This window comes from Paralimibaculum aggregatum, assembly GCF_030270585.1.
GTDB classification, from domain to species: domain Bacteria; phylum Pseudomonadota; class Alphaproteobacteria; order Rhodobacterales; family Rhodobacteraceae; genus Thermohalobaculum; species Thermohalobaculum aggregatum.
The window spans coordinates 15,809-29,268 of record NZ_BSYI01000039.1 but is presented as its reverse complement, the minus strand read 5'-3'; the positions used below and the strand labels follow the sequence as shown (position 1 = coordinate 29,268).

Annotated in this window: 15 protein-coding genes; 3 read left to right on the top strand and 12 right to left on the bottom strand. The window is 72.5% G+C overall.

Translation table 11 applies throughout. From position 1 onward, the window contains the following. Positions 1-31: 31 nt before the first annotated feature. The 6 genes from QSJ97_RS19090 to QSJ97_RS19065 all read right to left on the bottom strand — a co-directional run bounded on the left by QSJ97_RS19090 (position 32) and on the right by QSJ97_RS19065 (position 5,432). A complete protein-coding gene (locus tag QSJ97_RS19090) occupies positions 32-412 on the bottom strand; it encodes a VOC family protein (protein WP_285673696.1) in 381 nt (126 codons plus the stop codon). 21 nt (positions 413-433) lie between these two features. Further along, entirely contained in the window at positions 434-1,189 is a 756-nt protein-coding gene (locus QSJ97_RS19085) for an SDR family oxidoreductase (RefSeq protein ID WP_285673695.1), read from the bottom strand. 7 nt (positions 1,190-1,196) lie between these two features. After that, the gene (gene denD, locus QSJ97_RS19080; protein ID WP_285673693.1) at positions 1,197-2,180 is read right to left on the bottom strand and encodes a D-erythronate dehydrogenase; all 984 of its coding nucleotides are present in this window, start codon (positions 2,178-2,180) and stop codon (positions 1,197-1,199) included. 4 nt (positions 2,181-2,184) lie between these two features. Continuing rightward, positions 2,185-3,033, bottom strand: a complete 849-nt coding sequence (locus tag QSJ97_RS19075) for a fumarylacetoacetate hydrolase family protein (protein ID WP_285673692.1) — start codon at positions 3,031-3,033, stop codon at positions 2,185-2,187. Positions 3,034-3,082: 49 nt separating this feature from the next. Next, positions 3,083-4,111, bottom strand: a complete 1,029-nt coding sequence (locus tag QSJ97_RS19070; protein WP_285673691.1) for a threonine aldolase family protein — start codon at positions 4,109-4,111, stop codon at positions 3,083-3,085. A gap of 148 nt (positions 4,112-4,259) precedes the next feature. Next, positions 4,260-5,432: an E22 family MetX-like putative esterase gene (locus tag QSJ97_RS19065; RefSeq protein ID WP_285673689.1), complete on the bottom strand. Its 1,173-nt coding sequence runs from the start codon at positions 5,430-5,432 to the stop codon at positions 4,260-4,262. Between the two features lie 128 nt (positions 5,433-5,560). Here QSJ97_RS19065 and QSJ97_RS19060 point away from each other — a divergent pair, with 128 nt between their 5' ends. Both QSJ97_RS19060 and QSJ97_RS19055 read left to right on the top strand, forming a co-directional pair. After that, positions 5,561-6,301 (top strand): SDR family NAD(P)-dependent oxidoreductase, encoded by a 741-nt coding sequence (locus QSJ97_RS19060; RefSeq protein ID WP_285673688.1) that lies wholly within the window; start codon positions 5,561-5,563, stop codon positions 6,299-6,301. After that, positions 6,298-6,813 carry a hypothetical protein gene (locus tag QSJ97_RS19055; RefSeq protein ID WP_285673686.1) on the top strand — a complete coding sequence of 172 codons (516 nt, stop codon included), beginning with the start codon at positions 6,298-6,300 and terminating at the stop codon, positions 6,811-6,813. The genes QSJ97_RS19060 and QSJ97_RS19055 overlap by 4 nt, the downstream gene beginning before the upstream one ends. A gap of 70 nt (positions 6,814-6,883) precedes the next feature. Here QSJ97_RS19055 and QSJ97_RS19050 read toward each other — a convergent pair whose 3' ends face one another. The 3 genes from QSJ97_RS19050 to QSJ97_RS19040 are packed head-to-tail and all read right to left on the bottom strand — an operon-like array spanning position 6,884 to position 10,039. Further along, positions 6,884-7,936, bottom strand: a complete 1,053-nt coding sequence (locus tag QSJ97_RS19050; RefSeq protein WP_285673685.1) for a Gfo/Idh/MocA family protein — start codon at positions 7,934-7,936, stop codon at positions 6,884-6,886. Continuing rightward, the gene (locus tag QSJ97_RS19045) at positions 7,929-9,023 is read right to left on the bottom strand and encodes an isocitrate/isopropylmalate dehydrogenase family protein (RefSeq protein WP_285673683.1); all 1,095 of its coding nucleotides are present in this window, start codon (positions 9,021-9,023) and stop codon (positions 7,929-7,931) included. Before QSJ97_RS19045 ends, QSJ97_RS19050 begins: the two co-directional genes overlap by 8 nt. Then, the gene (locus QSJ97_RS19040; RefSeq protein ID WP_285673681.1) at positions 9,023-10,039 is read right to left on the bottom strand and encodes an SMP-30/gluconolactonase/LRE family protein; all 1,017 of its coding nucleotides are present in this window, start codon (positions 10,037-10,039) and stop codon (positions 9,023-9,025) included. The genes QSJ97_RS19045 and QSJ97_RS19040 overlap by 1 nt, the downstream gene beginning before the upstream one ends. 91 nt (positions 10,040-10,130) lie before the next feature. Between QSJ97_RS19040 and QSJ97_RS19035 the strand changes: the two genes are divergently transcribed. Further along, positions 10,131-10,424, top strand: a complete 294-nt coding sequence (locus tag QSJ97_RS19035; protein ID WP_285673680.1) for a putative quinol monooxygenase — start codon at positions 10,131-10,133, stop codon at positions 10,422-10,424. Positions 10,425-10,435: 11 nt separating this feature from the next. On the opposite strand, the gene otnC is transcribed toward QSJ97_RS19035, so the two are convergent. The 3 genes from otnC to tdh form a co-directional block, all read right to left on the bottom strand. After that, the gene (gene otnC, locus QSJ97_RS19030) at positions 10,436-11,086 is read right to left on the bottom strand and encodes a 3-oxo-tetronate 4-phosphate decarboxylase (protein ID WP_285673678.1); all 651 of its coding nucleotides are present in this window, start codon (positions 11,084-11,086) and stop codon (positions 10,436-10,438) included. Then, positions 11,083-12,345, bottom strand: coding sequence for a 3-oxo-tetronate kinase (otnK, locus tag QSJ97_RS19025; protein WP_285673676.1), 1,263 nt, complete (start codon positions 12,343-12,345; stop codon positions 11,083-11,085). Before otnK ends, otnC begins: the two co-directional genes overlap by 4 nt. A 75-nt stretch (positions 12,346-12,420) precedes the next feature. After that, positions 12,421-13,446, bottom strand: a complete 1,026-nt coding sequence (gene tdh, locus QSJ97_RS19020) for an L-threonine 3-dehydrogenase (protein WP_285673675.1) — start codon at positions 13,444-13,446, stop codon at positions 12,421-12,423. Positions 13,447-13,460: the final 14 nt, after the last annotated feature.

The following is a 13,460-nucleotide window of genomic DNA, read 5'->3' as shown; positions in this document are numbered from 1 at the left end:
GGCCGGCCATTTCACCCGGCGCCGGCCGCCCTCAGCCGGTTTCGCCGGTGCGGAAGTCGATATGCAGGTGGTTGCCGTCCGGGTCGCGCAGGTTGAACTGCAGGATATCCGTCCCCGGCACGGGGCGCTCCCGGCTCTCGACGCCGGCGGCCGCGAGCCGCGCGCGGAACCCCTCGAGATCGTCGCCGGACAGCGCGAAATGCTCGATCCGCACCGCATCCGCCGCCGCGCCGGGGGTCACCGCGACGCCGACGAGATGGATCACCGGATGCTCGCCGGCATAGAGCCAGGCGCCGGGGAAATCGAAGGGCGGGCGCCAGCCGCTCTCGAGCCCGAGCACCCGGCCATACCACTCCACCAGCCGTTCGGGGTCCGCCGTCCGGATGTTCACGTGATCGAGCCGGTACGTCATGCCGCCCTCCCTCTTTCTGCTTCAGCCGCGCCCGACGAAGGGCATGTTGGTTGCCATGATGGTCTGGAACAGCACGTTGCTGGCCAGCGGCAGCTCGATCATCGAGAGCACCGCGGCGGCGACATGGGTCACGTCCATCACCGGCTCGGCGCGGATCTCGCCATCGGCCTGCGGCACGCCGCCGGTCATCTGCGCGGTCATCGCCGAGGCGGCGTTGCCGATGTCGATCTGGCCGCAGGCGATGGAGAAGGCCCGCCCGTCGAGCGCCAGCGACCTGGTGAGCCCGGTGATCGCGTGCTTGGAGGCGGTGTAGGCGACCGAGCCGTAGCGCGGCGCATGCGCCGAGATCGAGCCGTTGTTGACGATGCGCCCGCCCTGCGGGCTTTGCGCGCGCATCATCCGGAACGCGGCGGCGGCGATCAGGAAGGCGCCGTCGAGATTGATCGAGACCACCCGGCGCCAGTCCTCCCAGGAGACATCGCCGACCAGCGTCGTCGGCAGCGAGACCCCGGCATTGTTGAACACCGCGTCGAGCCGGCCATGGGTCTCGCCGATGCGGGCGAAGAGCGCCTCGACCGAGGCCGGGTCGGCGACATCGGTCGGCACCGCGAGCGTGCCGCCGCCGATCTCGGCGGCCACGGCCTCGAGCTTCTCGGCGCCGCGCGCCGCCAGCACCACCTTGTGCCCGGCGCGGGCGGCGGCTTCGGCGGTGGCGCGGCCGATGCCGCTGGAGGCGCCGGTGACGAGGAGGACGAGGGGGGCGGTTCGGTCGGTCATCTGGGCCTCAATGGCTGGCGGGGAGGATGTCGTCCTCCAGGAAGTAGCGGATGTTGTCCTCGAAGCTGGCATCGGCGACGAAGCCGAGCTCGAGCGCGCGGGCCGGGTCGAGCCGCGCCTTCCAGCCGAGCACGATGCTCTCGATCTCCGGGTCGCGCTGCCAGCGGATCAGCTCGCAGGGCGCGTCGCCGGCGACGCGGCGCATCGCCTCGACCATGTCGCCGATGCGGTGGGTGCGCCCGGGCAGGGCCAGCGCCCGGCGCGGGCCCCAGGTCTCGTCCGGGATCGTCGCGGCGTGCACCAGGTTCTCGATGCAGGCCCGCGGCGAGAGGAACCAGTGCGTGTAGTCCGGGCTCACCGGGCAGATCGCCGGCTCGCCCTGCAGCGGCTCGCGGAAGATCGAGGACATGAAGGAGGAGGCGGCCTTGTTCGGCTTGCCCGGGCGGATCGAGATCGTCGGCAGGCGCAGCGCGCGCCCGTCGAGGAAGCCCTTGCGGGAATAGTCCGCCAGCATCAGCTCGCCGGCGGCCTTCTGCGCGCCGTAGGAGTTGGTCGGGGTCAGCCCCGCCCAGTCCGGGATCGGCTCGGGCAGCTCGCCGCCATAGACCGCGATCGAGGAGGTGAAGATCACCATCGGCCGGCTGCCCTCGGCGGCGCCGAGCGCGCGGGCGCCCTCGAAGACATGGCGCGCGCCGTCGAGATTGACCGCCATGCCGAGGTCGAACTCCGCCTCGGCCTGGCCGGAGACCACCGCCGCGAGGTGGTAGATCACGTCGTGCCCGGCGCCGATCAACGCGCCGGTGGCGGCCATGTCGGTGATGTCGAGCGCCAGCGACTGCGAGGCGACGCGGCCGGTCACCGGCGCCGGCGGCGCCAGGTCGGCCAGCGTCAGCGCGGTGATCGCGCGGCCCGCCAGCTCGCCCGCGGCGGCGAGGCGGCGGGCCAGCTTCTGCCCGAGAAAGCCGCCGCCGCCGATGATGAGAACGCGCATCGGCTCAGCCCGGGAAGGCGACGACGGTCTGGGCCTGCTCGCCCAGCCCGTCGATGCCGAGACGGACCTCGTCGCCCGGGGTCAGCCAGGCCTGCGGGGTCATGCCCATGGCCACGCCCTCCGGCGTGCCGGTGGCGATCAGGTCGCCCGGCATCAGCACCATGAAGCGCGACAGGTAGGAGACGATCTCGCGCACCGAGAAGATCATGTCGGCGGTGCTGGAGCGCTGCCGGTCCTCACCGTTCACGGTGAGCCAGCAGCCCAGCGCCTGCGGGTCCGGCACCTCGTCGGCGGTGACCAGCCAGGGCCCGGTCGGCCCGAAATTCGGCGAGGACTTGCCCTTGACCCACTGCCCGAGCCGCTCGTTCTGGAAGGCCCGCTCGCTGACATCGTTGATCACGCAGTAGCCGGCCACCGCCGAGAGCGCATCGGCCTCGGAGATGTGCTGGGTGCGCGCGCCGATCACGATGCCGAGCTCGACCTCGTAGTCGAGCTTGGTCGAACCCTTCGGCTGGATGATCGGCTCGAACGGGCCGCACAGCGCCGAGGCCGCCTTGTTGAACAGCACCGGCTCGGTCGGCGGCGCCATGCCGCTCTCCTTGGCGTGGTTGACATAGTTGAGCCCGACGCAGTGGAAGGTCGGCGTGCGCGCGACGCAGGCGCCGATCCGCGGCTCGCCGGCCACCGGCGGCAGGCTCTCCGGGTCGATCGCGCGCAGCCTGTCGAGCGCCGCGAGGCCGACCGCCTCGCCCTCGAGATCCGGCGAGACCCCGGAGAGATCGCGGATCCGGCCGGCGGCATCGAGGATGCCGGGCTTCTCGGCGCCCGCAGGCCCGTAACGCAACAGTTTCATCGCTTGGTTCCTTCCCTCTCGGTCCCTGTTCTTGCGGGGGGCTGCCCCATCAGTCGAGCCTGGCGAAGGCCGCGATCAGCGCCTCCGCATCCGCCGCGCCGACATCGAGATGCGTGACCACCCTGAGCCGGCGCGGGCCGAACACGCTGACCCGCACGCCGTCCTGCAGCAGCCGGGCGGCGGCGGTCTCGGCATCCGGGCCCGCCGGGTGCAGGTCGAAGATCACGATGTTGGTGGTCACCGGCAGGATGTCGGTCACCAGATCGAAGCGGCCGAGCCGGTCGGCGATGCCGGCGGCCAGCGCATGGTCGTCGGCGAGCCGCTCGACATGGTGGTCGAGCGCGTAGAGCCCCATGGCGGCGAGCACGCCGGACTGGCGCATCGCGCCGCCCCAGCGCTGCTTGAAGCGCCAGGCCTCCTCGATGAAGCCGCGGCTGCCGGCGAGCACCGCGCCGACCGGGCAGCCGAGGCCCTTGGTCAGGTCGATCCAGGCGCTGTCGCATTCCATGGTGTGCGCCGCGGCGGGGCGGCCCGAGGCGACCACCGCGTTCATCAGCCGGGCGCCGTCCATATGCACCGCGAGGCCGGCGGCGCGCGCCGCGCGGCCGGTCTCGAGGAGGCGCTCGACCGGCCAGACCGTGCCGCCGGCGAGGTTGCAGGTCTGCTCCACCGCGACCAGCCGCGAGCGCGGGCTGTAGCGCGAGGGCTCGCGGATCGCCGCCGTCACCTCGGCCGCGCCGAACTGCCCGTCGGGGCTGTCGAGCGGGTGCATCATCACCCCCGAGAGCGCCGCCGGGCCGCCGCCCTCGGCCTCGATCAGGTGGCAGACGCGGTGGCAGATCACCTCGTCGCCGGGCCGGCAATGCACCGCCACGGCGATCTCGTTGCACATGCTGCCGGAGGGCAGGAACACCGCCGCCTCCATGCCGAGCAGCTCGGCGACGCGCTCCTCGAGCGCGCGGGTGGTGGGGTCGAGCATGCCCTGCTCGTCGCCGGTCTCGGCGGTCAGCGCGGTCTCCAGCATGGCCCGCGGCGGGCGGGTCTGGGTGTCGGAGTAGAAATTGTGCCGGATCTGCATGAGGTCGGGTCCCCCTGGGGCCGGTTTCGGAGGGCGCGCGGCGGGGCCGGCGGATCTCGGTCGGATGTTAAATCGATTTATCGGGCCGGGGGCGGCGCGGTCAAGCGGGGGAGCCGCGGCAGGGCGGCTCCCCCGGGGTGCAGGCGGCTCAGTTCTCGAGGAAGGCGCGGATCGCCGCGCCGGCCTGGGCGATGCCGAGCACGCCGTCGAGATGGCCGCGGGTGCCCTCGAGCTCGACCACCGTCACCGGCGTGCCGTCGGACCGGATGATGCTCGCGGTCTCGCGCACCGCATTGCCGGGGAACACCAGGTCCTCGTCGGTGTGGATCACCAGCACCGGCGCGTCGATCGCCAGCAGCCCGGCATAGAGGCTGTCGCCATGGCCGGCATAAAAGAGCTGGTTGGCCTTGGCGAGATAGAGGAAATGGTTGGCGTCGGAGGTCTTGGCCCGGCCCATGCCGGCGCCGTCGAGCACCGCCTCGATCCGGTAGAGGTTGTCGAAGCTCGCCGCCGGGTCGGCGCCGTCATCGGCCCAGGCCCGCCCGAAGACGCCGTTGGACCATTCCGCCGACTGCGCGTGCAGGGTGACGATCTTGAGCGCTTCGGCCAGCCCCGCCAGCGGCGGCTCGCCGCCATAGTAGTCGCCGCCGTTCCAGTTCGGGTCGAGCCGGATCGGCGCGCCCCAGATGTTGAGCCAGGCGATCAGGTCGCCATCCGCCCAGCCCGAGCCGATCACCGGGATCACCCGGCCGACCCGGCCGGGATAGGCGGCGCCCCATTCATAGGCCTGCAGCGCGCCCATCGAGGCGCCCATCACCGCGTGCAGCTTCTCCACCCCGAGGCTGTCGAGCAGCATCCGCTGGGTCTCGACGAAATCGCGGATGGTGAGGATCGGGAAGTCCATCCCCCAGGGTTCGCCGGTGGCCGGGTTGGTGGTGGCCGGGCCGGTGGTGGTCACATCCGGCAGATGGGCGCCGAGGTTCACCGGGGTATCCATCGAGACGACGTAGAACCGGTCGGTGTCGATCGGCTTGCCCGAGCCGATGATGCTGTCCCAGTAGCCGCGCGCGCCGTCCTCGGTGTAGCGCCCGGCGGCGTGCGAGTTGCCGGAGAAGTAGTGGGTGATCAGAATGACGTTGTCGCGGGCCTCGTTGAGGGTGCCATAGGCCTCCCAGCCGAGCCGCAGCCCGGCGATCTCGCTGCCGCCCTGGGTGGTGAAGCTCTCGGCCTCGAAGACCTGCTTCTCGACCAGCGGCTCGTAGGCGAGGGCAGGGACGGCGAGGAGCGCGGCCGCAAGGGCCGCGGTGGTTGCGCGAATCATGGGTGTCCTCCCGGAGCGTTCTTGATGGCTCCGAGGCTAGCCGATCCTCCCGCCGCGTGAAGAGCGCGGATTGCCCCGTGCCGGCCGGCCCGCGTAAGCTCGCGCCAAACCTGTCAGGGAGGGACCGGATGAACAGGATCGATCTCGAGGGCAAACGCGCCATCGTCACCGGCGGCGCGCAGGGCATCGGCCGCGCGGTGGTCGAGCGGATGATCGCCAGCGGCGCGCAGGTGACGATCTGGGATGTCGACCGGGCGCTCGGCCAGGCCGCGGCGGAGGAGCTCGGCGCGGGCTATGTCGATGTCGACCTGACCGACTGGGCGGCGGTGCGCTCGGCCCATGCCCGCACCGCGGCGGAGATGGGCGGCATCGAGATCCTCGTGAACAATGCCGGCATCGCCGGGCTCAACGCCCCGGTGGCGGAGTATCCGGTGGAGGAGTGGCGCCGGGTGCTGGCGATCGACCTCGACGCGGTGTTCCACTGCTGCAAGGCGGTGGTGCCGGGCATGGTCGAGGGCGGCTACGGGCGCATCGTCAACGTCGCCTCGATCGCCGGCAAGGAGGGCAACCCCAACGCCTCGGCCTATTCCGCCGCCAAGGCCGGGGTGATCGCGCTGACCAAATCGCTCGGCAAGGAGCTGGCGGGCCAGGACATCTCGGTCAACTGCGTGACCCCGGCGGCGGCCCGCACCGCGATCTTCGACCAGATGACCGAGGAGCATATCGGCTACATGCTCTCGAAGATCCCGCGCGGGCGCTTCGTGACGGTGGATGAGGTGGCGGGCATGATCTGCTGGCTGGCCTCGGCCGAGACCAGCTTCACCACCGGCGGGGTGTTCGACATCTCCGGCGGGCGGGCGACCTATTGAGGCGGCCGGCAAAACGGCTGGCGAAGCGGCTGGCGAAGGGGCTGGCGGCGCTCGGGCTGGCGGCGGCGCTGGGCGGCGCGCCGGCCGCCGCGCAGGTCGAGATCCCGCCGGGCGAGGCGCAGTTCCGGATGTGCCGGGTGGCGCTGCTGTTCCATCTCGAGACCGAGAGCTGGAGCAAGGCGCGCTATCCCCGCGCCGTCGCCGAGACGCTGCTCGAGCAGATGTATTTCGTGATGTCGGAATACGTCTTCGGCCATCCGTCGAACGCGGTGCGGACCTCGGTCGACCGGGTGCGCTATGCCGAGCGGTTCTTCTTCGACAACTCGGCGCTGATCCGCGAGCATGGCGAGAAGTTCCGCGATCTCGAGACGCGCGAGCGGGTGCTGGACGACTGCGTGCCCTTCGTCTGGACCGCGGTGCGCCACGAGATCGACCAGCTGCTGCACGCCCGCAAGGGGCTGATGGGCCTGCCTGAGCCGCTGCCGCACCGCCCGCTGCCGGCGGTGGAGTGAGGCCGGCGGCGTGACGCCGCTGGCGCGGGGCCGGCGGCGTGACGCCACTGGCGCGGGGCCCGGGGCGGGCTCAGAGCGGGATGTGCCGGCCGGTCGCGGCGCTCTCGTAGACCGCCGCCTCGATCTCCTGGTTGCGGATGTAGCTGGCGGCCTCCATCGGCGAGGGGCGCCCGGCGCGCCAGTCGGCCAGGATGCCGGCGGCGCAGCGATGCACGCAGTCGCCGCCGAAATGCCGGTCCTGCCAGGCGAAGCGCTGCTGCGCCTCCTCCGTCTCGCCGAAGCGCCGGAGCCAGAGCCGGCCCGCGCCGTCGAGGCGGAGCGTGCCCGCCGCGCCCTCGATCCACATCTCGCCGAGGGTCAGCCGGCGGTTCTCGGCGCCGTGGTCGGCGCAGCGGTTGCCGTCGAAGAGCCCGCGCGCGCCGCTGGCGAAGTCGAACAGGATCACCCCGGCATCCTCCCCGGCGATCGCCGGGTTGATGCGCCGGAGCTGCGCCCAGACGCCGGTCATCTCGCCGAGCAGGTAGCGGAAGGTGTCGATCCAGTGCACCGCGGTCTCGTGCACCATGAAGCGGGGCATCGCCCGGAAATAGGGTTGCCGGTCGAGATAGGCGCGGGCGCCCTGGCCGTCGCCGGGGCGCAGGCGGAAGGTCACCTGGTAGGGCGCGCCGATGGCGCCGGCCTCGATCAGCCCCCGCGCCGCCTGGTTCCAGGGCTGGAAGCGGATGTTCTCGTGCACCGCGAGGCGGGTGCCGTGCCGGGCCGCGAGGGCGGAGGCGGCGCGCGCCGCCTCGAGCCCGCCGCAGAACGGCTTCTGGCAGATCGCGTGCGAGACCCGCGGCAGCACCGCCTCGAGGATCGCCGGATGCGCCGCCGGCGGCGCGGTGATGTCGACGAGATCGAGCGCCTCCGCCGCCAGCATCTCGGCAACGCCGGGATAGACCCGCGGCCGCGCGCCCTCCGGCAGGCCGGCGAGCGCCCCGGCTGCCCGCGCCGCGTCCGGCTCCGCCACCGCGACCAGCGCGGCGCCGCCGATCCGCGCCCAGGCATCGAGGTGGAAGCGGCCGAAATAGCCCGCGCCGACGACGCCGACGCGCACCCGCTCCGGCAGCGCCGCCTCAGGCATCCTGGCGCTCCAGCGCATCGCCGACCGCGGCGAAGACCTGCGCCGTGCCGGCATCGCCGCCGAGCTCGCAGGTCACCAGCCGCCCCGGCGCGAAGGCCGCCTCGACCGCCGCGCGCAGCAGGGCGCCGGCCCGTGCCGTCTCGCGGCTGGCATGGCGGGTGCCGAGCCAGTCGAGCATCATCGCCGCCGAGAGGATCATCGCGGTGGGGTTGGCGAGGCCCTTGCCGGCAATGTCCGGCGCCGAGCCGTGGCAGGGCTGGAACACCGCATGGGTGTCGCCGATATCGGCCGAGGGGGCATAGCCCATGCCGCCCATCAGCGCCGCGCCGAGATCGGAGAGGATGTCGCCGAACATGTTCTCGGTGACCGCGACGTCGATGCTCCAGGGCTTCTGCACCATGGTCATGGCGAAGGCGTCGACATAGACGCTCTCGGCGCCGATGCCGGGATGCGCCGCGGCGCGCGCCTCGAACACCTCGCGCCAGAAGGCGAAGGCGCCGAAGACATTGGCCTTGTCGACCGAGGTCACCTTGCGCTGGCCGCCGCGGGCATCGGCGAGCCGGAAGGCGAAGTCGAACAGCTTCTCGCAGATCGGCCGGGTGATCACCATGGTCTCGCGCGCCTCGCGGTCGCCGTCGCGGGTGCCGGGGGCCTGCGGGGCGAACAGCCCCTCGGTGGATTCGCGCAGGATCACATAGTCGATGTCATGCGCGCGCGGGTCGGCGAGAACGCGCCGCACGCCGGGGATCGGCTTCACCGGGCGCACCCCGGCATAGAGGCCGAACTCCATGCGCAGGTCGATCTGCGGGGTGATCTCGCGCCCGTCGGGATAGCGCACGGCCGGCAGGCCCATGGCGGCGAGCAGGATCGCGTCCGCGGCGTCGGCGGTGGCGATCGACCGCTTCGGCAGCGCGGTGCCGTGGTCGCGGTAGTGCACGGCGCCGGCATCGCAATGCGACCAGTCGGGCAGCGGGGCGCCGGCGCGGGCGGCGGCGCGCTCGATCAGGCGGAGCGTCGGCTCGGTGATCTCGGCGCCGATGCCGTCGCCGGGGAACACCGCCACGCGAAATCCGGAATTGCTGCTCATCAGGCGGTCTCCATCAGCTTTGCGAGGGGGCCGATCTCGGCCTCCCAGTGGGTCAGGGGGTGGCCCGGTGCGGGGGCCTCGAAGGCGGCGACGGCCTCGCCGAGCAGGCAGCCGAGCCAGGCGGTGCGCCGGTCCGGCCCGCCGAAGGCGAGGTTGGAAATGTTGGCGAGGCGGCGCCCGCCGGCGGTGTCGAGATGCTGCCGGCCCATCTCGCCGGCCTGGAAGGCTGCCTCGACCCAGGCGAGATGCGCCGGGTCGACATCCTCGAGCAGCGTCTCGGCCTGCCCGTCCGGGGCGACGCGGATCACCCGGTTGGAGACGATGGAGGTGACCAGCAGCGCCCCGGTCTCGTCGAGCGCCAGCCCGTCCGGGAAGGTGCCGGGGCCGAAGCCGGCATGGGTGCGGCCGGCGCCGAGCCGGGCGCCGGCGAGGGGAAAGGCGGTGAGCCGGCGGGCGAAGGTCTCGTTGACCCAGAGCGTGCCGCCATCCGGCGCGATCAGGCATTCGTTGGTGTAGCCGAGCCCCTCGGCGGCAATGCGGGTCTCGCCGCCCTCGTGCACGGCGACGAGGCCGGAGGCGGCATCCGGGCGATAGTCCAGCGCCCGCGGCACCCGGGTGGTCGAGATGGTGATCCAGAGCCGGCCTTCGGCATCCGCGGCGACGAAATTCGCCGGCGGCATCGGGCAGCCCGCGATGCTGTCGGTCACCAGCGTGCAGCGCCCGTCCGGGTGCAGGCGGTAGATGCCGCCGCGGGTCTCGCCGAGATGGGCGACCAGGATCGTGCCGCCGGGCTCGAGCGCGATGCCGTTGGCGCGGACCGGCAGGTCGATCCCCGGCTCCGGCCGGGTCGCCAGCAGCCGGTGCACCCGCCCGGACGGGGCGATCAGGCTGACCCCGCCGGGGGGCGTCCAGTCCGGCGCGATCAGCAGGCCCGAGGCATGGGCGAGCACGCATTCCGGCCGCCTGAGCCCGGCGCCGTGGAAGCGGATGGCATCGGGCCCGATCGGGAATCTCATCGGCCTGCCCCTTTCAGCTTGGCATTTAAATCGATTTAGATCAGGATGCCGGAGGGAGACAAGCCCCATTCCGCAAGGGAGGACAGCAGGCATGTATGTCGTGACCGTGCGTTTCGAGATCGAGCCCGAGATGGCCGCGGCCTTCCTGGGCCGGATGCGGCGGCAGGCGGCCGACAGCCTGCGCCTCGAACCGGGCTGCCGGCGCTTCGAGATCTGCCTCGACCCGCCGCGGCCGGAGCGGGTGTTCCTCTACGAGATCTACGACGACCGCGCCGCCTTCGAGAGCCATCTCGCCAGCCCGCATTTCCGCGATTTCGACCGGGCGGTGGCGCCGATGGTGACGGAAAAGACGGTCGAGATCTGGGCGCTCGATCCCGGCGCCTGAGCGGCGCCGGCTCACGACGGGAAGCGCAGCCTGAGATCCGCCACCTGGGCCTGGGTGAGAAACCGCGTCTTCTCGCCGCGCAGCATCAGGTAGAGCTTCGCCGTCTCCTCCAGCTCCTCGGCCGCGGCGACCGCCGCATCCAGCCCCTTGCCCGCCACCACCGGCCCGTGATTGGCCAGCAGCATCGCATGGGCATGGCGCGCCACGCCGCGCACCGCCTCGGCCAGCGCCCGGTCGCCCGGCGCGAAATAGGGCACCAGCGGGCAGCGCCCGACGCGCATCACGTAATAGGCGGTGATCGGCGGCAGCACGTCCTCCGGGTCGATCTCCTCGAGGCAGGAGAGCGCCACCGAATGGGTCGAGTGCAGATGCACCACCGAGCGCATCTCCGGCCGCTCCTCGTACATCGCGAGGTGCAGGAAGGCCTCCTTCGAGGGCCTGTCGCCGGCCAGATGCGTGCCGTCCGGCGCCACCAGCGAGAGCCGCTCGGGGTCGAGCCTTCCCATCGAGCTGCCGGTCGGCGAGACGATCATCCCCGCCTCGGTCAGCACCGAGACATTGCCGGAGGCGCCGCAGCCATAGCCGCGGTTGAACAGCGAGGCGGAGAGGACGCAGATCTCCTCGCGGAGCTTCGCCTCCTCGGGGCCGATGCGGTGGCTCATGGCGCCGTCTCCAGCGCATCGGCGAAGAAGGTGACGGCGCCGAAATTGCCCGATTTCAGCGCCAGCGCGACCGGCTCCGGGCCGAGCGTGGTGCACCAGGGCACCCCCGGCGCGATCGAGCGGCCGACGCGGAGCTGGGTCGCGCCGAGGGCCTGCGCCACCGCGCCCGAGGTCTCGCCGCCGGCGACGATGAAGCGCCGCACCCCGGCCTCGGCGCGGAGCCGGCGCGCGGTGCGGGCCAGCGCCTCCTCGACCAGCGCCGCCGCCCGGGCGGTGCCGAGCTCGGCCTGCACCCGCGCCACCTGCTCCGGCGGCTGGGTCGCGGCCAGCAGCGCCGGGCCCTCGGCCAGCGCCGCGCGCATCGCGTCCGGAACCGTCTCGTCGCCGGCCGCCAGCGCCAGCGGGTCGAGCCGGAAGAGGCGCCCGCCATCGGCCTCCCAGCGCGCCACCTGCGCATTGGTCGCCTCGGAGCAGGAGCCCGAGAGCAGCGCCGCCGGGCCGCCGACCGCCGGCAGGGCGGGGGGATCGGCCTCGCCCGCGGTGCCGGTCAGCACCCGCGCCAGCGAGATCCCGAGCCCCGAGCCTGCCGTCACCAGCGGCAGATCGCGCACCGCCTCGGCCAGCGCATCGAGATCGCCCTGCGCCACCGCATCGACCACGAGATGCCGCCGGCCCTCGGCCGCATGCGCCTCCAGCGCCGCGCGGATCGCCGCCGCGCCCTGCCGCACCACCGGCCAGCCGACCAGCCCCGCCGCCGCGCCCGGCGCAAGCTGCGGCGCCAGCACGCGCACCAGGTCGGCATCGGTCATCGGCGTCAGCGGATGCTTCGCCATCCCGGTCTCGGAGAGCAGCCGGTCGCCGACGAACAGCTTGCCCATGTAGATCGTGCGCCCGTTCTCCGGCAGCGCCGGGGTGTAGACGGTGTAGGGCGCGCCGGTATCGGCCATCAGCGCCTCGGCCACCGGGCCGATATTGCCGGCAGGGGTCGAATCGAAGGTGGAGCAATACTTGAAATAGGCCCGGCCGATGCCCGCCCCGGCCATCCAGGCCCAGGCCGCGCGGCTCTCGGCCACCGCCTCGGCCACCGGCGCGGTGCGCGACTTCAGCGCCACCACCACCGCGCCCGCCTCGGGGCAGGGGGCGCCGGCCTCCGGCACCCCGAGCTGCAGCACGGTGGCGAGCCCGCCGCGCGTGAGCATCGAGGCGAGATCCGTCGCGCCCGTGAAATCGTCCGCCACCGCGCCGAGCATCCGTGCCATGCTGTCCGTCCCTTGCCAAGGCCGCCGGAGCGGCTGTCTAAATCGGTTCAGGTCCCGTGGGAAGGGGGGCGCCGGTCAGACCAGATCCAGCACCACCTTGCAGGCCTCGCCCCGGTTGAGCGCCGCGAAGCCCTGCTCGTAGTCCTCGAAGGGAAAGCGGTGGGTCAGCACCGGGGTGATGTCGAGCCCGCTCTCCAGCATCGCCAGCGCCTTGTGCCAGGTGTCGAACATCTCCCGGCCATAGACGCCCTTGAACTCGAGCCCCTTGAAGATCGCCTTGTTGAGATCGACCTGCACCGGCCCCTTGAAGATGCCGAGCAGCCCGATCCGCCCGCCATTGTTCATCGCCTCGATCATCTCGGACAGCGCCGGCCCGGCGCCGGACATCTCGAGGCCGACATCGAAGCCCTCGAGCATGCCGAGCGCGGCCATCGCGTCCTTCAGGCTCTCCTCGCCGGCGACCACGCCGCGGGAGGCGCCCATCCGGGTCGCGAGCTTCAGCCGCTCGGCGTTGAGATCGGTCACCACCACGTGGCGCGCGCCGGCATGGCGGCAGACCGCGGCGGCCATCAGCCCGATCGGCCCGGCGCCGGTGATCAGCACGTCCTCGCCGACCAGATCGAAGCCGAGCGCGGTGTGCACCGCATTGCCGAGCGGGTCGAGCACGCTGGCCTGGGCATCGGCGATGCTGTCCGGGATCGGGCAGACATTATGCGCCGGGATCACCAGGTAATCCGCGAAGGCGCCGGGGCGGTTGACGCCGACGCCCTTGGTGGCGCGGCAGAGATGCTCGCGCCCGGCCCGGCAGTTGCGGCAATGGCCGCAGACGATATGCCCCTCGCCGGAGACCCGCTGGCCGATGTGGTAGTCCTCCACCCCCGGGCCCAGCGCCTCGATGCGGCCGACGAACTCGTGGCCGATCACCATCGGCACCGGCACGGTGGCGGCGGCCCAGGCATCCCAGTTGTAGATGTGCAGGTCGGTGCCGCAGATCGAGACATGCTCGACCCGGATGCGGACCTCGCCGGGGCCGGGCTCCGGCCGGTCGACATCGCGGAGGGCGAGCCCGGGGGCGGCGGTTTCCTTGACCAGTGCGCGCATGGCGGTGTTCCTCT